General features: G+C 44.0%; 24 protein-coding genes. 3 read left to right on the top strand and 21 right to left on the bottom strand.

What is annotated here, in order from left to right; genetic code table 11:
* Positions 1–47: 47 nt before the first annotated feature.
* Both T546_RS0113435 and T546_RS0113430 read right to left on the bottom strand, forming a co-directional pair.
* On the bottom strand, positions 48–839 hold the full coding sequence (locus T546_RS0113435; RefSeq protein ID WP_026892053.1) for a shikimate kinase: 792 nt from the start codon (positions 837–839) through the stop codon (positions 48–50).
* Entirely contained in the window at positions 836–1204 is a 369-nt protein-coding gene (locus tag T546_RS0113430) for a winged helix-turn-helix transcriptional regulator (RefSeq protein WP_034599280.1), read from the bottom strand. Before T546_RS0113430 ends, T546_RS0113435 begins: the two co-directional genes overlap by 4 nt.
* 118 nt (positions 1205–1322) lie before the next feature.
* Between T546_RS0113430 and T546_RS0113425 the strand changes: the two genes are divergently transcribed.
* Positions 1323–1718: a pyridoxamine 5'-phosphate oxidase family protein gene (locus T546_RS0113425; protein WP_026892051.1), complete on the top strand. Its 396-nt coding sequence runs from the start codon at positions 1323–1325 to the stop codon at positions 1716–1718.
* A 62-nt stretch (positions 1719–1780) separates the two neighbouring features.
* Here the strand turns inward: T546_RS0113425 and T546_RS0113420 are convergent, their stop codons facing one another.
* The 13 genes from T546_RS0113420 to T546_RS0113360 all read right to left on the bottom strand — a co-directional run bounded on the left by T546_RS0113420 (position 1781) and on the right by T546_RS0113360 (position 13328).
* A complete protein-coding gene (locus T546_RS0113420; protein ID WP_026892050.1) occupies positions 1781–2617 on the bottom strand; it encodes a Cof-type HAD-IIB family hydrolase in 837 nt (278 codons plus the stop codon).
* Between the two features lie 11 nt (positions 2618–2628).
* On the bottom strand, positions 2629–3975 hold the full coding sequence (locus T546_RS0113415; protein ID WP_166429821.1) for an ABC transporter substrate-binding protein: 1347 nt from the start codon (positions 3973–3975) through the stop codon (positions 2629–2631).
* A gap of 11 nt (positions 3976–3986) precedes the next feature.
* On the bottom strand, positions 3987–4670 hold the full coding sequence (locus tag T546_RS0113410; RefSeq protein ID WP_026892048.1) for a response regulator transcription factor: 684 nt from the start codon (positions 4668–4670) through the stop codon (positions 3987–3989).
* Positions 4671–5978, bottom strand: a complete 1308-nt coding sequence (locus tag T546_RS25965) for a sensor histidine kinase (protein ID WP_026892047.1) — start codon at positions 5976–5978, stop codon at positions 4671–4673. It lies immediately after the preceding gene.
* A gap of 23 nt (positions 5979–6001) precedes the next feature.
* Entirely contained in the window at positions 6002–6967 is a 966-nt protein-coding gene (locus T546_RS0113400) for a sugar ABC transporter substrate-binding protein (protein WP_026892046.1), read from the bottom strand.
* A gap of 192 nt (positions 6968–7159) precedes the next feature.
* The gene (locus T546_RS0113395) at positions 7160–7972 is read right to left on the bottom strand and encodes a PTS system mannose/fructose/sorbose family transporter subunit IID (protein WP_034599276.1); all 813 of its coding nucleotides are present in this window, start codon (positions 7970–7972) and stop codon (positions 7160–7162) included.
* Between the two features lies 1 nt (position 7973).
* Complete coding sequence (locus tag T546_RS0113390) at positions 7974–8801, bottom strand: PTS mannose/fructose/sorbose/N-acetylgalactosamine transporter subunit IIC (protein WP_026892044.1); 828 nt, start codon at positions 8799–8801, stop codon at positions 7974–7976.
* Between the two features lie 38 nt (positions 8802–8839).
* Complete coding sequence (locus tag T546_RS0113385) at positions 8840–9334, bottom strand: PTS system mannose/fructose/N-acetylgalactosamine-transporter subunit IIB (RefSeq protein WP_026892043.1); 495 nt, start codon at positions 9332–9334, stop codon at positions 8840–8842.
* A gap of 42 nt (positions 9335–9376) precedes the next feature.
* Positions 9377–9805 (bottom strand): PTS sugar transporter subunit IIA, encoded by a 429-nt coding sequence (locus tag T546_RS0113380; RefSeq protein WP_026892042.1) that lies wholly within the window; start codon positions 9803–9805, stop codon positions 9377–9379.
* A 149-nt stretch (positions 9806–9954) separates the two neighbouring features.
* On the bottom strand, positions 9955–11181 hold the full coding sequence (locus T546_RS0113375) for a DUF438 domain-containing protein (protein WP_026892041.1): 1227 nt from the start codon (positions 11179–11181) through the stop codon (positions 9955–9957).
* 76 nt (positions 11182–11257) lie between these two features.
* Positions 11258–11446 (bottom strand): ferredoxin, encoded by a 189-nt coding sequence (locus tag T546_RS0113370; RefSeq protein WP_024836431.1) that lies wholly within the window; start codon positions 11444–11446, stop codon positions 11258–11260.
* A gap of 179 nt (positions 11447–11625) precedes the next feature.
* The gene (locus T546_RS0113365; protein ID WP_026892040.1) at positions 11626–12720 is read right to left on the bottom strand and encodes a glycerol dehydrogenase; all 1095 of its coding nucleotides are present in this window, start codon (positions 12718–12720) and stop codon (positions 11626–11628) included.
* A gap of 143 nt (positions 12721–12863) precedes the next feature.
* Complete coding sequence (locus T546_RS0113360) at positions 12864–13328, bottom strand: pyridoxamine 5'-phosphate oxidase family protein (protein ID WP_026892039.1); 465 nt, start codon at positions 13326–13328, stop codon at positions 12864–12866.
* Positions 13329–13572: 244 nt separating this feature from the next.
* On the opposite strand from T546_RS0113360, the gene T546_RS0113355 reads away from it, so the two are divergent.
* Positions 13573–15480: a sensor domain-containing diguanylate cyclase gene (locus T546_RS0113355; RefSeq protein ID WP_026892038.1), complete on the top strand. Its 1908-nt coding sequence runs from the start codon at positions 13573–13575 to the stop codon at positions 15478–15480.
* Here T546_RS0113355 and T546_RS0113350 read toward each other — a convergent pair.
* On the bottom strand, positions 15477–16910 hold the full coding sequence (locus tag T546_RS0113350) for a 6-phospho-beta-glucosidase (RefSeq protein WP_034599272.1): 1434 nt from the start codon (positions 16908–16910) through the stop codon (positions 15477–15479). The two genes, T546_RS0113355 and T546_RS0113350, sit on opposite strands and share 4 nt — an antisense overlap.
* A gap of 73 nt (positions 16911–16983) precedes the next feature.
* Positions 16984–17853: a shikimate dehydrogenase gene (aroE, locus tag T546_RS0113345; RefSeq protein ID WP_026892036.1), complete on the bottom strand. Its 870-nt coding sequence runs from the start codon at positions 17851–17853 to the stop codon at positions 16984–16986.
* Positions 17854–18021: 168 nt separating this feature from the next.
* Here aroE and T546_RS0113340 point away from each other — a divergent pair, with 168 nt between their 5' ends.
* Entirely contained in the window at positions 18022–18984 is a 963-nt protein-coding gene (locus tag T546_RS0113340) for an aromatic acid exporter family protein (RefSeq protein ID WP_026892035.1), read from the top strand.
* A gap of 17 nt (positions 18985–19001) precedes the next feature.
* Here the strand turns inward: T546_RS0113340 and T546_RS0113335 are convergent, their stop codons facing one another.
* From T546_RS0113335 to hypE, 4 genes are all read right to left on the bottom strand, one after another.
* Positions 19002–20372 carry a 6-phospho-beta-glucosidase gene (locus T546_RS0113335; RefSeq protein WP_026892034.1) on the bottom strand — a complete coding sequence of 457 codons (1371 nt, stop codon included), beginning with the start codon at positions 20370–20372 and terminating at the stop codon, positions 19002–19004.
* Between the two features lie 129 nt (positions 20373–20501).
* The gene (locus tag T546_RS0113330) at positions 20502–21263 is read right to left on the bottom strand and encodes a MurR/RpiR family transcriptional regulator (RefSeq protein ID WP_051629831.1); all 762 of its coding nucleotides are present in this window, start codon (positions 21261–21263) and stop codon (positions 20502–20504) included.
* 70 nt (positions 21264–21333) lie between these two features.
* Positions 21334–21903 carry an N-acetylmuramoyl-L-alanine amidase family protein gene (locus T546_RS0113325; protein ID WP_026892032.1) on the bottom strand — a complete coding sequence of 190 codons (570 nt, stop codon included), beginning with the start codon at positions 21901–21903 and terminating at the stop codon, positions 21334–21336.
* An 87-nt stretch (positions 21904–21990) separates the two neighbouring features.
* Entirely contained in the window at positions 21991–22968 is a 978-nt protein-coding gene (hypE, locus tag T546_RS0113320; protein ID WP_026892031.1) for a hydrogenase expression/formation protein HypE, read from the bottom strand.
* Positions 22969–22977 lie beyond the last annotated feature (9 nt).

Genomic DNA, 22977 nt, shown 5'->3' with positions numbered 1-22977 from the left:
CAGCCTGCCTGAAAATAAGGGAGAATACATGCTTTATGTAAATAGCTTTATTTTTTTTCCTGTTCTTTAAGAAGAATCAGGGCTTGAATCAGTTCCTCACAGATCTGGTTCATGGTCTTATGATCGGTCTCTATAATGATGTCTGCTGCCTTACGATAATAATCTGCCCGTTTTGCCATCAGCTCCTTTATAAATTCCACATTCATGTTTCCATTTAAAATGGGGCGTTCGTCGCTTGTCCTTACGCGGCTTAAGATTGTCTCCGGATCTGCGGTTAAAAGTACAATCCGGCTGATCTTTTTTAAGTTTGTTACATTTTCTTCGCGGATTACGGCTCCGCCTCCGCAGGAAATAACGGATTGTTTACAATCCTTTAACCGGATAATGGCCTCACTTTCACATTTACGGAAATACTCTTCCCCATGCTCTGCAAAGATATCCTTAATGGCCATGTTCTGATCCTTCACGATCATGGCATCCACATCCACCTCTTCCATAGCCAGCATATCCTTTAAATATCTGGATACTGTGCTTTTTCCGGCTCCCATAAAACCAATTAAGGCAATATTAAAGTCAAAGAGACATTTGCTCCCCACCCGTTTTCCAGCGGTTTCAATGGTATGAAGGATTTCCTGCAGCTCATCCTTATAAGGACTGTCTTTAAATCCCGGATTACTTACCTTTCCATCGGGCTCAGGCTGGTCTTCCAGAACCGGAAGCATTCCTGCTATCTTTGCCTTCATTGCTTCCGCCTTAAGGCTTAGATGCTGGTGTAACAGCTCCAGAATGTTCTGATTGTTAAGTTCTAAATCGCGGTTGATCTCCTTTAGTTCTCTCATATGGCTTCTCCATCTTTTTCCATAAAATGATCTTTATGCTCTACAAACTCAATATAATCATTTCCCCAATTCCCTAAAGCCTCTAACACGGACTCAAACTTTAAGCCGATCTCACTTAAGGAATATTCCACTCTGGGAGGAATCTGGGAGTATTCCCGCCTGATGATGAGACCCTCCTCTTCTAAGGACTTAAGCTGTCTGGAAAGAGTGGTATGGGTTATATCTTCCGGCATCTTCCTTTGCAGCTCATTGAATCTGACCGGGCCTTCCTGCAATAAGTATAATAAATATATGGACCATTTACCAGAAAGAATCTTCTGAGAGGTAACGTAAGGACATAAGCCATATAAATCTTTTTTTGCCATGATAGTATCCTCCTTGATACTAGGTATCATAAAATATCGTAGTTTACAATTGTGTTCTATGCTATATAATAAACTAGTAGTCACATTATATCATAAAAAGATGAGAGGAGCAACAACGATGAAAGAAGTTCTTGATTACTTAAAAGCAACCGGTACTTTCTATTTAGCAACCAATGAGGAGGACCAGCCAAGAGTACGCCCTTTTGGTGCTGTCTGTGAATTTGAAGGAAAGCTTTACATTGCTACCAATAACAAAAAACCTGTTTTTGAACAGATGATAAAGAATCCTAAGGTCGAAATCTCCTGCATGAGCAAGGGAACCTGGCTGAGACTGGAAGCAGAAGCCATCCAAGATGACCGCACAGAGGCACGTGCAGCCATGATAGAGGACAACAAGGCTTCACTGAGTAAGATGTATTCTGCTGATGACGGAATCTTTGAGGTTCTTTATCTTAAAAATGCAACTGCTTCCATCTTTTCTTTCACAGGAGATCCAAAGGTAATTAAGTTCTAATACCAATACAAACATGGCAAAAGTCCAGGGCAGAAACCTGGACTTTCATTATTTTATCCCTTTCAATCAAATCCAAAGCATTCCTTTAAAGCTGCAAGCAATCCTTCATGATCATTATCAAGTGTCACCCAGGCAGCACTCTCCCGAACCTCTATAGGCGCATTTCCCATGGCATAGCTGGCTTTTACAGCTTTTAGCATATCAATATCATTATGGCCATCACCAAATGCAAGGACCTGGTCCATGGATATCCCATAGTAATTGCAAAGAAATTCCACTCCTTTTGATTTCATTACTGCTCCATTCATAACTTCCAGGTAACAAGCATTGGATCTTGCCGCAGATAAATGAGGATATTCCTGCTTTAAACGGTTCTCTACTGAAAGAATTTCGTCTTCATTTCCCATAAGAAGAAACTTGTGGATTCCCTGTTCCTTTTTAAATTCGCATTCAATCTTTCCCACACTGGCTTTTAATCCGGTAATGGTTTCCTCTCTTTTTATCCATGAACTCTGGTCATCGTCCACCACCCATTTGCTTCCTCCATATGTGTTGCAGCTTATCATTGGATGATCTTTTTTCAGCATGGCTTTGATTTTCAACGCCTCTGAAAGGTCAACCTGACAGCTGTATAGATATTCTCCATTTTCTCCTACGACCAAAGCTCCGCTGTAGCATATCATGGGACTGCTGATGCCGATTTCCTCCTTAATGGGAAGCATTGCATCCGGCATCCGGGCTGATACCAGCACAAAGGGAACTCCCAGTCCTTCCAGTCTTATGATTTCTCTGCCTGTATCAGGAGGAACCTGATGTCTGCTGTTTAAGAGAGTGCCGTCAATGTCGCTGAAAATGGCTTTGTAGCTTAAGTCTTTCGTATTTGTCTGGTTTAAAAGCATTACTTATACTCCTATTCTTTTAATAACGCATTTATCTCTCGCTGAAGCTTTAACAGGCCGCTGTCCATGGAGGCCTCTCCTTTTAACATACGGCTGATTTCTCCGTCCGCCATGGTCATTGCCGATGGATAGAGCCTGAAATTCGGCATTTCCACTGCTTCTTCCATGACCTGACCTATGATATTCATATCAACGGCAGCATTCCTTCCCGGTGCTTCACTTTTTAACAGGGCCTGAAACTGAGGGGATTCCGTTACCTTGCGGATTACCGGCATGCCCTGAGACTGCTGAAGCAGTGCAAGCTGGGTATCTTCTTCATAACATAATGTCTTCATAAATTCCCATGCCATGGTCTCATGGTTGGTACGGCTGCTGATTCCCATAAGAAGGGTGTTTAACTCCGTCCGGCTTCCTCCTGAAGGCCCGGACGGCATTTTTACGCAGTCCCATTCAAAATCTGAATACTTCTTGATTCTCCAGGGATACGGCTTATAGGTTCTGTACTCGGAAAATGCAAGAGGCCGGAATGCCACCTTGCCCTTATCAAAGTCTTTTGCGGTCACCGTATACCCCTGATTGATCTCTTCCAGTTCCTTTACAAATCTTAAGGCCGCCTCCATCCGCTCATCTCCAAAATATGAGGCCGTTCCATCTTCATTAAAAAGGGAAAGTCCATTGGAATATGCTGCATCCTGCCAGCTGTATCCATAGTAGCCGAATTGGTCTGTGATTCCATTGTGGTCCGTATCCTTTGTGACCTGCCGGCATATGGTGAGGAAGTCATTCCAGCTCCAGGTATTTCCCGGCATGGCGATTCCTTCATTATTTAGCAAGGTCTTATTTACAAACATCAATGTGGTGACGCTTTCATATGGAAGGGCATATTGCTTTTGCTTCCAGTTCCCATACCGGTAGGCAGCCTGATAATAGGATTCTTTATGAAAGTCTTTGTCCTTTTGGATCACTCCGTTTAAGTTTTTTAATATGCGGGAAGAGGCAAGGGTAGCAAGCTCACCTGCCGGAATCAAGAATACATCAGGCTCCTTTCCCAGAAGCACCTGTTCTGCCAGCCATTCCGAATAATCCTCTTTTAATATGCCGCTGACATACTCCACCTTAACCCCTGGGTGGGCTTTTTCAAACCGTGCAATGGCATCGTCTATGATTTCATAGCAGTTTCCGTTTGGAACGTCCCAATAGCTTCCTGCAAACATTCCAAAGCGCAGGATTTCATCTTCTCCTGACTGCCTCCTCCGGTTTAAGTAAACAGCTGCAATTAAAAGGAGAATCGCTGCAGCCCCAATAATTGCAAGCCTGGCGGCAAACTGCTTCTTTCCCATTTTTCTGTCTCTCCTCATTCTCAGTCTCCTTAACACTCCTCCAGATTTCGTGTAGTGACTCCAGTCTGGACCGCCCATATGGCAAGCTGTGTCCTATCTCTCAAATCCAGCTTGCTTAAAATAGAGCTTAAGCCATTGCGAACCGTGCCTTCGGACAGATTTAAGTTAAGAGCGATCTCTTTGTTGGACTTGCCGTACCCCACCTGCTGAATGATCTTCCACTCGGAACGGCTGATCTCACCCACATTGCCTTTGGATACATTAATGGCATAATTGCTTTTTGCCATCTGGGAAAACAGGCGGACCACCTTTGCCGCAATATCCGGATTGATCATGGCCTTGCCGCTGTGTACCGTCCGAATGGCTGCAGACAGCTCTGCCATGGAGACGCCTTTTAATAAGTATCCGCTGGCGCCATATTTGAGGGCGTTATAGACGTACTCATCATCATCAAAGGTAGTGAGGATTATAAGCTTAATCTGTGGGTAGTTTTCCTTTATGATCTGAGAACAGGAAACCCCATCCATACCGGGCATCCTGACATCCATCAGAATAATATCCGGTTTTGCATTCCTCACGGAACAGATGACTTCCCTGCCGTCTGCCACTGTATCAATGACTTCCATATCCGGATTGGCTGAAAGTACGATTTTTAAACTGTCCCGGATTAGCTCCTGGTCATCTGCTATGACTATTTTAATTTTTCCGCTCATTTATGAATCATACTCCTCTCCCCATCTGATTGGAATTCTTGCTGTTATAAGAAATCCGTTATGTCCCTCATATTCCAGATATCCTCCCAGAAATTTAAGCCGTTCCTCCATGTGCCTGAGTCCAAAGCCCTGTTCCACGTAATCGCAGCCTTTACCGTCATCTTTAACGGTTATGGTCACCCACTTTTCCTTTTTTTCAATGGATATCATAATTCTTTCCCCATGGCCATGACGAATGGAATTGGTGGTGGCTTCCTGTATTACCCGGTATATTGCCTCCTCTTCGTCTTCATGAAATTTAAGGGGCCTTACCTGATTGTCAAATGTGATTTCTGCCTTTGTATTATGGCTTACATCCTGAAGCATCTGAGTCAAAGCCTTTTCAAGCTCCATCTTTTCCAGAACATCCGGGCGAAGCTTTTTTACGGAGCGACGCACATCGGTGATTCCCTGTCTGGTCACGTCTCCGATTTTAACAAGACGGTTCTTTGTTTCTTCTGGTGAAATATCGATCAGGGTAATACAGGCATCAATGCCTGCTATGATTCCTGTGAGAACGTGTCCCAGGGTGTCATGGATTTCTCTGGCCAGCCGGTTCCTCTCTCTGGTCTCCGCATTTTTCTCTGCTTCCGCAGCATAAGCCTTCATCTTTATGTTGGCTGCTTCCAGCTGTTCATTTAGAAACCGGATTCTTTCTTTTTCCCGGTGCTCTCCCTGAATCAAAAGCACCATATAAAGGATAAATAAGACCAGATTCATGGACACGAATATACTCCTGGTCCCCCTTAGGAGTGCCTGAGTGCTGATGCTGAAATATGAGATGAAAGAATCCCAGGGGACCATGCCAAAATACCGCCCCAGAAGATTATAATCCGTAATTGTATAAAGACCGGTGACTGCCACAAGAAGTATGAGCTTCTGCTTTCCTCCTTTTTGCCCCCGGATCATGTCAGCGACTACCAAAAGCACCAGGCCGTCATAATTCATGTTAAGGGCTAAGGTCGTCCCAATACAAAAACCAATTTCCCCTATCATAAGGAAAGAACGGACCAATTTCCCCTTATCTTCCCACAGCTGGCTGACTCCGCTTAGCACTACAAGGAAAAGATAACAGACAACGGAAGTAAAAAGAATGGTATCTGGCCTCCAGGGCCTAACCTGTACCGCCTTTAAAAAGCTTTTGGCATCCATGACCGCTACAATCTCCTTTAAGCTGTAGGTCATGATTCCCGCCACAAGGCATACGGCTGCAAAATTAAGGAGGTATATTCCAATTTGAAGCTTTGCAATGACATTTTCCCTGCTCATTATGTGCACACTCCTATCACGCTTTACTGCCAGCCGCTGCTACCGTAATTTTTCAGATTTTTAATGGTAATGAGTTCTGTCGGTATTTTTATCACTGGCTCTACCTTTTCTCCGTTTATTACACGATACATACTTTCCGCTGCTTCTCTTCCCAGCCGCCTTGGAAACTGAGCCGCAGTCGCTGTCATAATTCCTTCTTCAATCAAGGCTTTGCCGTCTGGAGAGCCGTCCACGCCGTAAACAGCCGCCTTTCCTGTCATCCCCGCATCCTCAAGAGCTGCCATAGCACCCATGGCTGCCGGATCATTAAGGCACATCACCACATTGGTCTGAGGATACTTTTTTAAGAGTGCTTCTGTCACAGGCATTGCAAGCTCAAGCTGTCCAAGGCACTCCCCTTCCGCCAGAATATGAAAGGAGTCCTCTTTTGCCACGGTATCCCGAAAGCCCTGAATCCGGTCCATACCGGATTTCGCTCCTTTGTGGGTGAGAAGCAGAATATTCCCTCCAGCCATCTGGGACATGAGGTCCTTCGCACATAGAACACCTGCCTGATAATTATCAGATACCACGGTGCAGGCCACCTTGTCCTTATCATATACGTCGCTGTCCACAACGATAATAGGGATTCCCTGATCCGCCGCTTTAGAAAGGGCCGGACCTACCGCTTTCCAGTCCACTGGATTGATGAATATGGCTTCCACCTTCGCGTCAGTAAACTCCTTTATCTGGGCGATCTGCTTGTCCACGCTGAGTGCCGGATCTCTGGTAATCAGAATATCTCCTCTGGATTCTAATACACTGCGGATTTCATCATCTATGATCTCGTAAAAGGGATTGTTCATGGTCATGTAGGTAGCACCAAATCTGCGGCCTCCTTCTTTTTTTACAGCCATCATGCCTTTGTTTGCCGCAAAAAAGAACAGAACGCCTGCAAAGGCTGCAAAAAGCACCAGTAAAATAATCTTTCCTGCCTGTTTTCTTACCATGGATGCTTTCCCCCTTTCTTGATGTAATCTTAACACCTGACTCTATATTTGCAAAGATATTTTTGTCATAGATGCCCTTTAGGGAGACACCAGCTTCCGTGTCTCCCTGCATCGAATCTATTTAATTATCCGGTCCCTCATCTCCCCATGTTGGATACCGGCTTTTGAAGGATTCGTTCTGTCTGACTCGTCTTAATAAGACAATCCAGGGTTAAAGAATCCAACTAATACTCCGACGAAAGCCACAACTACCAAAAGCAGCATTACAAGAGAAGGAGACATCTTCTTTTTGGTCATCAGCCACCAGCAGAACGCAACCGTCAGCGCAGATAACAGTTTTGGATGTACTCCATCGAGAGCCTGCTGCAGTGTCTGGCCTCCTGGCAAAGGAAGTGCTGTGGTAATGTTGATCCAGCTGGCTGCTACGGCTCCTATCACCACCGTGCCCACTAAAATGATGGAATCACGGATTGCCTGAGCCTGCTCACCAACCAAAAGCTCCACGGCCTTTCCACCCATTTCATAGCCTTTGGAATAAGCAAACTTCATGCCAAAGAACATGAGAACATTCCACACGATGATATAGAAAATAGCACCCATAGGAGAGCCATTGCCGGAAAGCCCCAGACCAATGCCCAGAAGTATGGGAATTAAGGTTCCTACAATCAGAGAATCTCCGATTCCGGCCAATGGTCCCATCAGTCCTGCGCGGATGCCGTTGATGGTCTCTCCGTCTACCGGCTCCCCGTTGGCCTTCGCCTCTTCAAGACCTGCGGTAATTCCCACTACGAGAGTACCGATCTGGGGTTCTGTATTAAAGAAGGCAGTGTAGGTCTGCATGGCTTCCTTTTGCTCTTCTTTTGTATCATAAAGCTCTTCTACTACAGGCAGCATGGCACAAAGATAGCCAAAGGTCTGCATATGCTCCTGGGAAAAACAGGTCAAATGGCCATAGAACCAGGATATGAAAGACTTATTCAGGGTTTTCTTTGATAATTTTTTCATCTTATATATCCTCCTCGAAAGCTGCCTCTGATGCCGGACGTACCTTAAGCATCTGAATCTTATAATTGATGACCGCAAAGAATCCTCCAATGAGGGCTGCTCCAATTAAATTTACTCCCATGGTCGACGCAAGGATAAATCCAAAGAAGAACGTAAGGAAATCCGTTGCCTTATTGATGACCTGCTTTAAAAGAATGGCAACACCCACCGCCGGAAGCAGACTTCCTACGGTAAACAGAGTCTTCATGGCGATTCCGTCCATGGGAAGATACTGTTTCATTAAGTCTACCATTCCTGCGCCTGCCATGGTGATGATTACCGTTGGCAGAAAGGAACAAATGAGATGGGAAATCCAGGGAAGCCCCATGTCCACCAGATAAAGCTTTTTAAAATCTCCCTTTTCCACTGCCTTCCAGCCCATATGCTGCCAAACCAGATTTATGGTCGCTGTTCCGTAAAACAACACGGTTCCCAGAGTTCCTACCGCTGCTCCCAAGGTAGCCGCCATGTCCTGAGCCGCCTTGCTCGCCGGGTCAAGCCCCATGCCTTTAATCGCCACTACAGCCAGTGGAATACCGATATAGCTGATTGCCCGCACATCAGCGGATACGGTACCGCCTGGAGTCACCAGGGCTATGTAAATAATCTGGATCGCCGCTCCTACGATGATACCAGAGCGCATATCTCCCAAAATCAGGCCTACAATCAGACCTGCCACCAAAGGACGTCCTAAGGTGTAGTTACCAAAGGTCGTACCGCCAAGCCCCGGCATACTGGCAAGACAGGCACATATCCCCAATAAAACTGCCTGAAATAAATTAATCTGCATCTTATATTTCCACCTTTCCCCTCATTCATGTTACTTCCTTATTGAAATCCAAACTGTCCCCGGAATTTAGTCCAGTTACCAATGGCCTCTTCTTTTAAAAGAGCAAATTCAACACGATATCCGGCCTTCATGATATCCTCCAGAGCCTCTGCCTCTTCCTGGACAATGGACTGGTTATTTCCAAGCTTTATGGAACCCGGTCTGTCATTGCAAGGACCGATGATAACGGTCTTTAGCCCCGGGTCAAAGCCCTGGTCCACCAGAATCTTTTTCATGTCCACTGGATTCTTGGTGATGAGAAAATACCGGTCCTTGCTGTCTAGCACCTTCTGGCATTTCTCTTTCCACTCCTCCATGGTCCAGACAAAGGTCTTTTTTCCTGATGCACTTTTATACGCTGCCTTTAGTACCGGATTAGCGGCAGCTAAATCATTGACTGCGATCAGGCCGTCGCATGGGTATTCAAGCGCCCATCTGGTACAGGTCTGCCCGTGAATCATGCGGTCATCCACTCTTACAAATGATACTGACATGTTATAATCCTCCTTTTCTCTTTTACTTGCTTTTGGGTTAAATTAAATGTCTTCTTCGGAATCATCTTCTTTTAATTCCATCTCCCCAATGGAATTCTTAGACTCTGTGAGAAGGCTGTTTCGAAACTCATCCCGTTCCATTCCATCCTTCATGAAAACTGCAGTTAAAGCCATGGAGAGATTCATTCCGCCAAATGCAATGGTCTTTGTCAAAAGACCTCTTTGTGACAACGAATCCAGGGCATTGGTCAGAGGCGAGCCTCCGATGATATCTGCCAAAAGAATGATCTCATCCTTTTTAGTTATGGTCTTTGTGGCTTCTTCAAACCTACTTACAAAATCACCTGCTCCCATACCGTCTTCCATGCTGGCGCTAATAATATCGCTTCTCTCTCCTCCAGCCAGCATCTTTAAAACGCTGTGAAGTCCAGGAGCAAATGTGCCATGACTGACCAGCACCACATACTTCATATTCTTTTCCTCCAAATCTCTTTTTGACTCTTTCATTGTATCAACTGAGATTTTTTATAGGTACTGTCTATTGTCATGGATTTAAAGGAAAAAAAGGTGACATTTGTCATGATCCCATGACAAATGTCACCTTTTTATCTGTAATGCCTTTATTCAGACATCAGCCGTTTCTCCCCTTCAATTTCCTGAATGGGCTTAATATCCTGAGTCAGTTCTAATACACCAAGGTACTCCCCTTGTTCGTTTCTTACCGCAAAATAGCGGATCAATACGTATTTTCCAGCCATTTTGATCCAGAAGTCCTCATGGTCTTTCACACCATTTTTAAAATCCTCTACAATCTTCTCCACGATGTGGACGCTTGACGGAGGATGACAGTTGGAAACATTTCTTCCAAGAATGGTCCTGGTCCGTGGGAAGGCCCGTTCTTTTCCTTCTGAAAAATATTTCACCTGGTCATTTTTATCCACAAAGGTCAAATCAAAGGGAAGGGTATTTAAGGTCGCTGTCAGTTCCTCAGGAGTCCATTCTCCAGACGGAAGCTTTATAAGCCCAGATACCACCTCCGGTTCCTCTTTCTTTTCTTCCTCTGCCTTCTTCTGGGCTGCCTCTCCTGGCTGATAGGCTGGAACATGGTCAATGATAAATCCGATTTCCAGGCTCTCGTCCGCGATTACCTTCCATTCCTCTTCTGTGAGCTGTTCTAAAAGCATGGGAATCATGATATTTTCTTCTTTAAATATCATTTCCCCAATCTTATCAAGGACTTCCTCTGTCTTTTTTAAAAGAGTCTCATTCTTCTCCGCTCTGTTAAGAAGCATGTCCGTTACTTCCTTGACCTGAGCTCTGATCTCATCATCCACTCCCCACATTACCTTTGGGGGCGCTGTGATTCCGTACTTTTCCATGTAAGGAAAAAGAAGATTTTCTTTTTTCTGATAATGAATGGCTAAATCCTTAAGCTGCTCCATCCCATTAAGCAGGCTTTGGAAGGAGTCCTTATCATCTAGCATGGTCAGGGACAGATAGGGACGAATTTCCTTATCCATAATATGATTGATCTTTTTGTTTTCCCTCACCAGGGTATTCACCGGATGGCCGGGTATCAGAGCCGGGTCGGTTTCCTGATGGATTTCCTCAATGGAGCCTTTAAAAACAGCGGCATGAACATCGCATAGCCTTTGTACCTCTTCCAAGGGAAGGCCCTCAGCAATCAGTGCCGATTCCGCTACAGAGATTTCAGAAGCAGAAACACCATGGAATGCTTCTTCAAAGGTGGCCTTTACTTCCTCTACCGTCTTTCCTTCATGCAGCTTCTTTATAATATCCTTAATGGCTTTCTGTCTCATCTCACGGTTGTTGATGTATTCGCTCACATGAATTCCTCCTTTTCAGAAAACGCCCCAGTCTGAGTATGCTTTTTAAGTTTAATCAGAAAGAGGCGTTTATGTTTTATTCTACTTTGATTACTGCTACCGGACAACCATCCTGAGCTTCTATGGCTGAATCTATCACAGACTCCGGTACTTCGTCCACGTATGCCTCTGCCGGTCCATCGTCTCCCATACGGAATACCTCCGGGCAAGTGGAAGCACATAATCCGCACTCAATACATCCTTCTCTATCTACTTCTGCCTTCATAATCAAAACTCCTTTCTCTTTTCGGGTCCTGGCAGCAATTCATCGGCCTGAACCAAGATACCTCATTATTGTTGGTAATAATTTTACAAATTATTCCTCAATTGTACCAAAAAAAGCGGTCTCAGTATGTTGCAGAAACAACATAAAGACCGCTTTTTGTTTATTATATCCTTACTATTTTAATTTAGATTCAAATATTCCTGTCCCAGAGCATCTGCAACAATCAGAGCGTTGTATAACTGCTCTGGAGTTACATCTCCGATCATGTTATGTATGCTTTCGCCTTCTGCACAGGCATTCTCTGCTGCAATATGGACGCGTTCCTTATCCGTTACCCCAAGCTCTTTTAAAGTCACCGGAAGACCTACGCTTGCACAAAATTCCATGACTTCGTAAAATTCTTCTTCTGGGGCGTTCTCAAGGATGAGCTGTGCTAAGGTGCCGAATGCAACGACGCTGCCGTGCATGGTGCTTTCACACTCTGGTAAAGCGGTAAATCCATTGTATACGGAATGAGAAACAGCAAGTCCGCCGTTGTCTGCACCCACGCCGCTTAAATATGTGTTGGCCTCTATAATCGACTCCAATGCAGGGGTCACCACTTTATTTTCACAAGCCTTAAGGGCCTTGTAGCCGTCCTCCAGCAAGGTGTCATAGCATAACCTGCAAAGAGCCATGGCAGATTTTGTGATTCCGCCATTTTCCAGGCTGGGCGCCTTTGCCTTTTCGCAGGCTCTGGCTTCAAAATAAGTACCCAGAGCATCTCCCATTCCTGCCACAAGGAATTTGGCCGGGGCGTTTGCTATGATGTCAGAATCCACAATGACCGCATCCGGATTCTTTGGATAGAAAATATAGTTGGAAAAGCTTCCGTCGTTATGATAAATCACTGACAAGCCGGTGCAGGGTGCATCGGTCGCCACCACAGTAGGAATGATAAGGACTGGAAGATTCTCATAATGAGCGGTTGCCTTTGCCGTATCAATGGCAGACCCTCCGCCAACGGCTGCAACGCAGTCAATTCCTTTCTCTTTTACAATGGCACGCATCTTTTCTACTTCACCAATGGAACTGATTCCTCCAAAAATCTCAAAATATATTTTGGCCTCCGTCCCTTCAAAGCTTTTTAAAAGCTTTTCATGGCAGCTTTTATAACCGCTGTTGCTGCATATAAACAGGAAGGACTTCCCCAGATTTTTCGTTTCTTCGTAGACATGGAGAAGGGCTCCCTGACCCTGTACATACTTTAATGGTGACCTCATCAGCTTTAACATAGTAGACTCCTCTCTTCTTATGTAAATATTTTAGCTATGTCAAATATACTCCTCTATTTTTTAAATGTCAATATTTTAACAAAGGTTTAAAAGATAAGATTTGACCAGGCGAAAGATACTTATATAAAGAAGAGAAACGCTTTTTAACCTCTTGCTTTACCAGTCATGTGACTGATGCTTATCTTCATTACCTTTGTTTTATCTGCTGCATTTTTTATATAAAGCTTTCCCTTTTCCAGAAAATCCGGAGAATATTTATGAAGGATTTCAATAAGTGCCTCTTCTTTTTCTTCCCCTGTTATCATGCTTGCCTCACCAAATGCAATGACGCTTTCATAATCCGTGGTAAACTTATCCGGAATTACATTGGTATCTCCTACCACACAAAAAGATACCCTGGGATTTTTTAACAGGTTATCAAGCTTATGTCCTTCTGTCGCACAGTGAATGTAGATCGCCTCATGATGATAAACGTAGCTGATTGGCAGGCCGTAGGGTTGTCCCTCTGAATCAACGGTTGATAAAATACCGTATTGCTGTTTTTTTAATATGTCTGATATTCTTTCCTCACCGATTTCTCTGTCTTTTCTTCTTATTTCCCGAAACATATCTGCTCTCCTCTCTGTAAAAACCGGTTTTCATCTCCCGGCAATAATGGTTACAATTTTTTATAATCATACACGGTAAGCATTAAATTATCAACCAGAGATTTCATTTACTCGCTTATAGAATCACTAAGGCATCAAAAATCAGTTAATTGAGAATAAAACCACATATTTCAACGGGTAGTTGTTGCATTTTGGTTCAAATCATATTAATATAATTCCATAAATCTATGGTAGGAGGGATTTCATGGCTCTTGATTTAGCCACTTTGTCGATTGTACTTTTTTTTATCAGTTCAATCCAGGCAATCGTTATGCTGTTCATATTTCGCATTATACATAACTATCCAGGCATGAATTATCTTCTTGCCAGTTGCTTCTTTACTGCGCTCAGCGGCCTTGTTTTTGCGCTCCGGGGAAGCTTTATTTCTGACGCTCCAGCTATCTTGATATCCAACCTGTCTACCTTTCTTGCAGTGATTGCATTAAATGTTGGATTTTCAAAATTTCTTGGACTATCCATTGCAAAAAAATGGCTGTTTGTCACATTCCTTCTGTTTTTCATCAGCTTTTTTATCTTTACCTTAGCCATTGATGATGTGAGCTGGCGTATCATCCTGTTTTCCCTGCTTATATCAGGAATCTCTTTTTCCAATGCCGGAATCCTTCTTCACCACAAAATAGATTCTGTCCGTCAGACTACCCGTCTGGCTTCCGCGGTCCAGCTTACATTTGGAGCATTTTTTGTCATCCGGGCTGTTATTACTTTTTTCCACAAAACAAGTGATGTCTTTGTTCCTACCCCGCTCCAGCTCCTTGTGTTTTTTATCTCCATCGCTGCTATTATCATATGCTCCTATTGCTTCATTATCATGGCAGTACAGCGAGAGCACTGGGAAAAAAAGCAGGCCAATGAACAGTTTCAATTGATCTTTGAGACCATACCGGATACGGTTCTTATTACCAGATTTGAAACTGGAGAAATCATTGAGACCAATGAAACATTCACCGAGGAAACGGGCTATAGCCGGGAAGAAGCCATTGGTAAGACTCCCGTGAAATTAAATCTCTGGTCATGTTCCAGGGAACGGGAATTATTTATGGAAATGATACAAAAGCAGGGTTATTGCAAAAATGTGGAAATACATATTATGACAAAAGCAAGAAAAAAGATATCTGTCCTCATTTCAGCCAACTTAATGAAGTTGGAACAGAACATGTTCATCATCAGCGTGATACGAAATATCTCCCAAAGCAAAGAGCTTGCAAAAAAGCTTAACACCAGCGAAGAAACCTTTAAGGCCATTATGGAGCAAAGCCCTGTTTCCTTTATGCTTACAAAGACCAACGGAGAGATTGAATACGTGAATAATAAGTTTCTGGAGCTGACAGGCTATCAGGAAGAAGAAGTCATTGGAAAAAATCCAAGAATCTTAAAATCCGGCTACCAGTCAAGAAAGTTTTATCATAATTTATGGGAGACCATTACCTCAGGATACCAATGGAGCGGGGAAATCCGCAATCGGAAGAAAAACGGAGAAATCATGTGGGAATACGTAAGCCTTACTCCCATATTGGATAATGAGGGGAATATCATACGCTATCTTGGGGTTCAGGAGGATATCTCAAGCCGCAAGCTGATGGAGGATGAATTAAAGATACAGGCCAGAACCGATATGCTTACAGGGGTGATGAACCGAAGATATTTTATAGAAAATGCAGAAAAAAGATTATCCGAAATGAACACACAGCAAGAAAAAGCAGTCTTTTTAATGATCGATATCGACCGGTTTAAGGATATCAATGATTCCTTCGGACATATTACGGGAGATAAAGCGATTCAGATTGTAGCAAGACAGTGCCAGAAGATGATCAAGCACAAAGATCTTTTTGGACGGATCGGAGGCGAGGAATTTGGAGCCCTCATCTTTGCCCAGAGCCAGGAGGATTATCATAAGGCTGCAGATGCCATCCGCTTTAGCGTGGAAAACATCAATCTGCGACATGAGGGGGAGGAAAAAATCCCCCTTCATATCAGCATAGGCCTGACGGTATACCGTCCCGGAGAAGATACTCTGGAATCCTTAATGCACCGTTCCGATATTGCCCTCTATCAGGCAAAAAATGATGGAAGAAACCGGGTGGCGATAATCTAAGCCCGGTTTTTTAATGCCTCTCCATTGGTTTTAATCACGTTTTTATACCATTCAAAGGATTTTTTCCGGCTCCTCTTTAAGCTGCCCTTTCCTGCATCGTCCTTATCCACGTAGATAAAGCCATACCGCTTGCTCATCTCACCGGTGGAAGCGCTGACTAAGTCAATACAGCCCCAAGGAGTATAGCCCAGTAAGTCTACGCCATCCTCATCCACAGCATCCATCATGGCTAAGATGTGCTCCTTTAAATAATCGATTCGGTAATCGTCAGAGACGCTTCCGTCTGCCTCTACCTTATCAATGGCACCCAAACCGTTTTCAACGATAAATAAAGGCTTCTGATACCGGTCATAAAGAGAATTAAGGGTAATCCGGATACCAAGAGGATCGATCTGCCAGCCCCATTCAGAAGCTTTCAGGTAAGGGTTTTTCACGCTGGACATCACGTTACCAGCCGTGGATTTGCCCAGCACCTCTGGGTCGGTTGTGGTACAGCGGGAAGAATAGTAGCTAAAGGTAATATAGTCTACCGTATTCTCCTTTAAGATGGTAAAGTCCTCTTCCTCTGTTTCCAGAACGATTCCTTCCCGTTCAAACATCTTTCTTGCATAGGCCGGGTACTCGCCTCTTGCCTGAATATCAATAAAGAAATAATTGTCACGATCCTTATTCATGGCATCAAAGACATCCTCTGGTCTGCAGCTATATGGATAGAAGTTTCCGGCAGCCAGCATGCAGCCCACCATAAAGTCAGGATTGATCTCATGAGCAAGCTTGGTTGCACGGGCGGAAGCCACCAGCTCATTGTGTGCTGCCTGGTATTTTACCTGAGTCTTATTCTCGCCCTCCTTAAACTGGATTCCTGCCCCCATAAATGGCAGATGGAGAAGAATATTGATCTCATTAAAGGTGATCCAGTATTTGACCTTGTTTTTAAAACGACGGAAAATGGCATCGCAGTAAGCCACGTAGCAGTCAATGAGCTTTCTGTTTTTCCAGGATCCGTACTTTTCCACCAAAGCCAGTGGAACATCGAAATGGCAGATGGTGACCACAGGCTCAATGTTATATTTTAACAGCTCATCAATGAAATCCTCATAGAACTTAAGTCCCTCTTCATTGGGTCTTTCCTCTTCTCCTGTTGGGAAGATTCTGGACCAGGAAAAGGAGAACCGGTAACATTTAAAACCCATTTCAGCGAAAAGAGCAATATCTTCCTTATAAGTATGATACATATCAATGGCTTCTCTTCCAGGGAAAAAAGAATCGTTTGGAAGGCTCTTATAATCCATATCTCCAAGCATGACCGGGAAGCGGTTTTCTCCCCATGGTATCACATCTACAGTTCCAAGACCTCTGTTTCCCTCGTTATAACCACCCTCACACTGGTTGGCAGCGGTAGCACCGCCCCATAAAAAATCGTTTCTCATTTTATCAATCCTTTCCTTACTCATGATTATTTTAAGCTGCCTGTCAAACTCTCACGAAAGGAGTTTTGACCAGCTAGTTAAAAAACAAAGTCTTTACTTCTTCTACTGGCATCTCCTGGCCGGTATATAGCTTAAATGCGGCGGCTCCCTGCCATAAAAGCATCCCCTGTCCATTGATGCAGATACAGCCTGCTTCCTTAGCTTCCTTAAGCATTCTGGTCTCCTTAGGATTATAAACGGCATCCACCACCACAAGTCCCTCATGGAACATGGCAGGATCCTTTACCACACTTTCTCCATCCATTGGCTTCATGCCAACAATCGTGGCATTGGTAAAGATATCACTGGAATCCATCTCTTCCTTCATCTTTTCCTGATCCGCAATATCGAACACGTTTACGATACAGCCAGGCTTTTCTTCTTTGATTCTTTCAGCGGTCATGACCGTTCGTTCAAAGAAGTCATCCTTAATATTAAAAATGGATATCTCTCTGGCACCTTCCAGTGCACACTGTACCTGAATGGCAGTGGCTGCACCGCCGCCTCCGCAGACAGTAATCTTCTTTCCAGTTATGTCGATTCCATGATCCCGAAGGCTGTCTACAAAGCCCTGTCCATCGGTGATATGTCCAATGAGTTTTCCGTCTTCATTAACAATGGTGTTGACCGCGCCGATGATTCTGGCGGCTGGTGACAGCTCATCCATGTACTTGACCGCCTCGCTCTTACAGGGCATGGTCACATTGCAGCCTCTCATCTTTAAGGTTTTTATGGCTTCCACTGCTTTTTCCACACCATCTACCTTAATATCAAAAGCAAGATAGGCATAATCAAGTCCTAATTTCTCAAAACTGTAATTGTACATAGCCGGGGAACCGGAGTGTCCCACCGGTGAGCCGATGAGTCCCATTAATCCTGTTTTTCCTGTGATTCTTCTTTCCATCGCTTTTCTCCTTTTTATGAGCCTTCTACTTACCCTTATCAGGGATAACATACACATTTTTCACCAGCTTGTCAACATATTCTCCCTATAGTTTGGATGTTTTATGGGTATAAAATAGAAAGCAAATATGATATGATAGGAAAAAATCAAAACAAAGAGGCAAATCCTATGAAACACGAAAATATTATTAAAAGTATAAAAATTGCCTTGGCCGCTGTTTTAGCCATTGCCATTGCCGCAGAGCTTGGCCTCAAATTTTCTGCCACGGCTGGAATTATTACCGTATTAAGTATACAAAATACAAAACGGGAGACCTTTAAAAGTGCTGGAAACAGGACCTTTGCTTTCCTGGGCGCTCTGCTTCTTTCTGGCATTGTATTCTACTTTCTTGGCTTTACCCTCCCTGGCTTTGCCCTTTATCTTCTTTTGTTCTCTCTTCTTTGCCTGTATGCAGGCTGGGGAGAAGCCATTGCCATGGATTCCGTTCTGATTACTCATTTTCTAACGGAAAAATCCATGTCTCTCCAGCTCATCGGCAACGAAGCCGCCCTCTTTTTCATCGGCACCACAGTAGGAGTCATTGTAAACCTCCACTTAAGAAAGCGGGGGAATGAGTTTCAAAAGCTCTCCGATGAAGTGGACAAAAAGGCCAAAGCCATCTTAAACCATATGGCTCAGCTTCTTCTTATTGAAGATAAAAGCGGGTTTGATTTAAGCTGCATTGCCATTCTAAGAGAAAAGATCGAGCTGGCCAGAACCTGTGCATTTAACAATTATAACAATGCCATCTGGAAAAAGGACACCTATGAGATAGATTACATCGAGATGCGTCAGCAGCAAAGCATCGTTTTAGAAGGAATCTATGAAAATATTAAAAACATATCTCTGATTCCCCGTCAGGGAGAAGAGGTGGCAAAACTCCTTCGGAACATTGAACAGAATTACCACAGATACAATACAGGGGAAGGACTTTTACAGGATTTAAACCTTCTGCTTTCTGATTTAAAGCAGCATGAGCTGCCTGTCAGCCGGGAAGAATTTGAGGCAAGAGCCATCTTATTCTATATCCTAAAGCAATTGGAGCGTCTTATTATGCTAAAACGCTCCTTTGTCCTCTCTCACGATCGATAACGACCGGTATATTGAATCTATTTTGCCTCCAGAGCTTCTATCTTTTCCTTAAACTGAGGCAGATGCTTTTTATGAGCCACCAACAGCTCATCAAGAATGGTCTGGGCGATGGTTCCGCTTGGAACCAGTGGATTTAAGGTAAATGCCTGAAGAGCCGTATCATAATCTCCTGTTACAGCTGCTTTTATAGTAGTCAGCTCCATATCCTTCATCAGCTGCAACAGACCTTTGCTGGAAGCATCAAAGCTTCCCCAGGAAATGGGCACGGGGCCGTGAGCTGTAATGATACTGCTTACCTCCACTACTACATCATCAGGCAGGTCTGTGATTGCACCGTTATTTCTCGTGCTGACCACCATATGGGTCTTTTTATCATTATATATGGAAGAGATGAGTTCACAGGCAGCATCGGAATAAAAAGCTCCTCCCCGTTTCTCAAGCTGAGGCGGCTTTACATTAAGCTCCGGATCTTTATACAGTTCGAATAATTCGGCTTCCGTTTTTTTCACCAGCTCTGCTCTGGTCTCACCCTTTTCATAGGACTCCAGCTCTTCCTTTAGCATGTCATCGGTAATATAATAATACCGGTGATACATGCAGGGAATGATTCCTAAATTTCTGATCTGGCCTGCCAGAAAGTTAATGCTTGGAATGTTCTGCACACCGGAGCTTTTAAGCCCCTGCATTGCCTTTTTAAGTCCCCCCTCTGTGGCGTAAACCTTTTCAATGACTTCTGCTGTCTTTTCTTCCCCATCTTTATTCCATACCCGGTGCCAGTGAAAATGATTGAGTCCGCCAAAACGGAAGAACAAATCCTCTTCCTCTGTCTGAAGGGATCCCGCAGCTATCTTCCGGCACATAATAGGAACGTTACAAAGGCCTACCACCTTATCCCATTTTCCGTAGCGGATAACAGCCTCTGTCACCATGCCGGAAGGATTGGTGAAGTTTACAAGCCATGCATTGGGGCAAAGCTCCTTCATATCCTCTACGATATCAAGAATCACAGGAATGGTACGAAATGCCTTAAACATGCCGCCTGCTCCATTGGTCTCCTGGCCGATGACGCCATGGGACAGTGGAATCCTCTCATCCTTGATCCTGGCATCTAAAAGACCAACCCGAAACTGGGTGGAAACGAAATCTGCATCCTTTAGGGCCTCTCTCCGGTCTAAGGTCAAATGAACCTCCCAGTCAAGTCCTGCTTTCTTTATCATTCGCTTTGCCAGATTTCCTACAATATCAAGCTTTTCTTTTCCTTCCTCAATATCCACAAGCCAGATTTCGCCGATGGGGAGCTGGTCTTTTCTTTTTATAAAACCCTCGATAAGCTCCGGAGTATAGCTGGAGCCCCCTCCAATGGTAACAATTTTGATCTTTCCTTTCATAAATCTTCCTCCTTCTTTTTCTCTATGATACGATCATACTAGAAAAAGGGAGCCATGGAAATACCGGAAGCCTATTTGGTAACAAGGGGGATCTTCTTGGCAATTGTACCACAAAAAAAACAGGGTGTTTTATCCCTGTTTTCTTTGCACAGTGAGTCTGGCTAAAGACTCTACAATGTACACGGCCGGAATCTGAGAGGTGATATCCACCTTCATCTTTTCCACGGCATTTAACTCCCGTTGTATATAATACGATATGTTATAATCTGAAATCTTGGCAAGGGTGCTGTTTTTGCTGTTGGTAATGGAGACAACGGTACTGCTGCTTTCCTTTAACTTTGAAGAATTATCAACGAGTATTTCGGTCTCTCCCTCTACAGAGAGAATGATAATGATACTTTCTTCCGGGAACTCTAAATTAATGGGAAACATAGGAGAATTAATGCCCGTGGAAAAAATACCGATATCACAGAAATAACGGCTTGCATACTCTGCCATGATGCCGGAATTACCGGTTCCAAGAAATATGATCTGCTTCTTTCCGGCAATGACTTCAGCTATGGCCTCCAGCTGCTTTTGAAAGCTTTCTGTCTCCACTCTCTCAAAAAATTCAAAGACTGAGCTGTGGTCGTATGTTTTGCTGGCTGCCGTTTTTTTCTCCTTTTCCATCTTGAAACGCACCTTGAATTCCGAAAAACCGCTGCATTGTACTTTCCTGCAAAAACGGGTTATGGTGGTAGTTGACACATGGGCCTCCTTTGCCACCTCCCTAATGGTCATATAAGGAATCTTATCACTGTTCTTTAATATGAAGTTATATACTTCATAATCCAGTTCGCCAAACTGGCTCAGTACCTGATTGGAAAACAACGCCATATCCTTTTCCCTCAAATCTTTTCTCTAATCTAGTATTATTCTTCATTATACCATGGAAGGGATTGAAAAGTCCAGGCGGTCCGATTTATATAAATCCAAAGTATCTTAACAGTCCAAGATAGATTCCGTAAGCAAATCCATATAAATCATTTCTGAATTTTTCGGCATCTGACGGATTGGTTAAATATCCAAGCTCTATCAGATTTGCAGGCATGTTTGCATTCCTTAAAACATACAGAGAGGGATTTTCCCGGATTCCGTTGTTTCTTGTTCCCACCGTCTGGGTAATTCCTGACATAATTTGCTCTGCCAGCCATTGTGCCTGGGTAAAGTACTGATAGATGTATATCTCGGTACCATTAATGGCTGGGTTTGGATTTGAATTGCAATGTATGCTGATGAAATAATCTGCCGGCCAGCTGTTGGCAAGGGCTACTCTCGCGGCCAGACTGGTAGTATTGTTGGTTCCTAAAACAGTGTCAGGCTCCGGTCTTGATACCCGGACTTCAAACCTGGGATCACTCTCTAATAAGTTCTGAAGATAAATCCCTACCTGATAGTTAATTTCCGACTCATAAAGCCCATTGGCTTCTGCGCCGCTGTTAAAGGACCCGCTTGGATTATGCCCCTGATCAATAAATATTTTAATAGCCATGTAAGCATTTCCTTTCCTACTCAACTATAATAAATATATTCATTTTTCAGGTGGATGCTACATATTATTAAAATTTATCCTGTTTTTTCAGCAGATTCTTGGAAGGCCTTCTCCATATAAAACGTCAATGGTCCTGCTGCCCATAAGCTTCGTTTTCATCCGGACTCCCTTTCCTTCCATGATGGTCCCAATGATTTTGGCGTTCGTCCCATAAGGACTTTTTTTCACTGCCTTTAAGGCTTCTTCGGCCTGTCCTTCTGGTACCACGGCTATCATCTTCCCTTCATTTGCCATATAGAGAGGGTCAAGCCCCAGAATATCACAAAAGCCCTTTACCTCCCTGCTGACAGGTATCGCTTCCTCTAACAACTCTACGCTGCATCCCGACTGGTCTGCGGCTTCATTTAACACCGTAGCAAGTCCGCCTCTCGTCACATCTCTCATACAACGGACGTCGATACCGGCCTCGAACAAATTTGCCACAATGGTGCAAAGGGGGGCGCAGTCACTGACAATCTCATTTTCAATTCCCATCCGTTCCGATAAAATGGCAGCATGATGATCTCCCAGATTGCCGGATAAGATGATGACATCTCCAGGCTGACATCCGGATATGGTGATGCCCTCCTTTATTATCTCCCCGATTCCAGAGGTGTTGATATAAATTCCACCACTCCCTTCCACCACTTTGGTATCACCAGCCACAATACTGACTCCAGCTTCTTGGGCTGCAAGTGCCATGGTCTCTGCGATGGCCTCCACGTCTTTAAGCTCCGCACCTTCCTCAATGATAAATCCAGCGGTAAGGTATTTGGGAACTGCCCCCATCATGGATAAATCATTGACAGTTCCGCACACTGCCAGCTTTCCAATATTGCCCCCTCGAAAGAATAAAGGGGTCACCACGAAGGAATCCGTTGTATAGGCAATCTTACCAGAGACAGAAAGAACAGCCGCATCTTCTAACCGGTTCAGGACCGGATTGGAAAAATGCTTTAAAAACACCTGGTTGATTAAGTCACCTGTCTGCTTTCCTCCGCTTCCATATGTCATATCTATCTTCATAATGTACTT

Origin of the sequence: [Clostridium] aerotolerans DSM 5434, assembly GCF_000687555.1 — a bacterium.
In the GTDB taxonomy this organism is placed as follows: domain Bacteria; phylum Bacillota; class Clostridia; order Lachnospirales; family Lachnospiraceae; genus Lacrimispora; species Lacrimispora aerotolerans.
The sequence above is the reverse complement of the archived record's forward strand: the minus strand, read 5'-3'. Positions and strand labels throughout refer to the sequence as shown.

Bases quoted from the DNA above. Each gene is read 5' to 3' on its own strand.
- T546_RS0113435 (WP_026892053.1), bottom strand. From the start codon at position 839: ATGAGAGAACTAAAGGAGATCAACCGCGATTTAGAACTTAACAATCAG.
- T546_RS0113430 (WP_034599280.1), bottom strand. From the start codon at position 1,204: ATGGCAAAAAAAGATTTATATGGCTTATGTCCTTACGTTACCTCTCAG.
- T546_RS0113425 (WP_026892051.1), top strand. From the start codon at position 1,323: ATGAAAGAAGTTCTTGATTACTTAAAAGCAACCGGTACTTTCTATTTA.
- T546_RS0113420 (WP_026892050.1), bottom strand. From the start codon at position 2,617: ATGCTTTTAAACCAGACAAATACGAAAGACTTAAGCTACAAAGCCATT.
- T546_RS0113415 (WP_166429821.1), bottom strand. From the start codon at position 3,975: ATGAGGAGAGACAGAAAAATGGGAAAGAAGCAGTTTGCCGCCAGGCTT.
- T546_RS0113410 (WP_026892048.1), bottom strand. From the start codon at position 4,670: ATGAGCGGAAAAATTAAAATAGTCATAGCAGATGACCAGGAGCTAATC.
- T546_RS25965 (WP_026892047.1), bottom strand. From the start codon at position 5,978: ATGAGCAGGGAAAATGTCATTGCAAAGCTTCAAATTGGAATATACCTC.
- T546_RS0113400 (WP_026892046.1), bottom strand. From the start codon at position 6,967: ATGGTAAGAAAACAGGCAGGAAAGATTATTTTACTGGTGCTTTTTGCA.
- T546_RS0113395 (WP_034599276.1), bottom strand. From the start codon at position 7,972: ATGAAAAAATTATCAAAGAAAACCCTGAATAAGTCTTTCATATCCTGG.
- T546_RS0113390 (WP_026892044.1), bottom strand. From the start codon at position 8,801: ATGCAGATTAATTTATTTCAGGCAGTTTTATTGGGGATATGTGCCTGT.
- T546_RS0113385 (WP_026892043.1), bottom strand. From the start codon at position 9,334: ATGTCAGTATCATTTGTAAGAGTGGATGACCGCATGATTCACGGGCAG.
- T546_RS0113380 (WP_026892042.1), bottom strand. From the start codon at position 9,805: ATGAAGTATGTGGTGCTGGTCAGTCATGGCACATTTGCTCCTGGACTT.
- T546_RS0113370 (WP_024836431.1), bottom strand. From the start codon at position 11,446: ATGAAGGCAGAAGTAGATAGAGAAGGATGTATTGAGTGCGGATTATGT.
- T546_RS0113365 (WP_026892040.1), bottom strand. From the start codon at position 12,720: ATGTTAAAGCTGATGAGGTCACCATTAAAGTATGTACAGGGTCAGGGA.
- T546_RS0113360 (WP_026892039.1), bottom strand. From the start codon at position 13,328: ATGTTTCGGGAAATAAGAAGAAAAGACAGAGAAATCGGTGAGGAAAGA.
- T546_RS0113355 (WP_026892038.1), top strand. From the start codon at position 13,573: ATGGCTCTTGATTTAGCCACTTTGTCGATTGTACTTTTTTTTATCAGT.
- T546_RS0113350 (WP_034599272.1), bottom strand. From the start codon at position 16,910: ATGAGAAACGATTTTTTATGGGGCGGTGCTACCGCTGCCAACCAGTGT.
- aroE (WP_026892036.1), bottom strand. From the start codon at position 17,853: ATGGAAAGAAGAATCACAGGAAAAACAGGATTAATGGGACTCATCGGC.
- T546_RS0113340 (WP_026892035.1), top strand. From the start codon at position 18,022: ATGAAACACGAAAATATTATTAAAAGTATAAAAATTGCCTTGGCCGCT.
- T546_RS0113335 (WP_026892034.1), bottom strand. From the start codon at position 20,372: ATGAAAGGAAAGATCAAAATTGTTACCATTGGAGGGGGCTCCAGCTAT.
- T546_RS0113325 (WP_026892032.1), bottom strand. From the start codon at position 21,903: ATGGCTATTAAAATATTTATTGATCAGGGGCATAATCCAAGCGGGTCC.
- hypE (WP_026892031.1), bottom strand. From the start codon at position 22,968: ATGAAGATAGATATGACATATGGAAGCGGAGGAAAGCAGACAGGTGAC.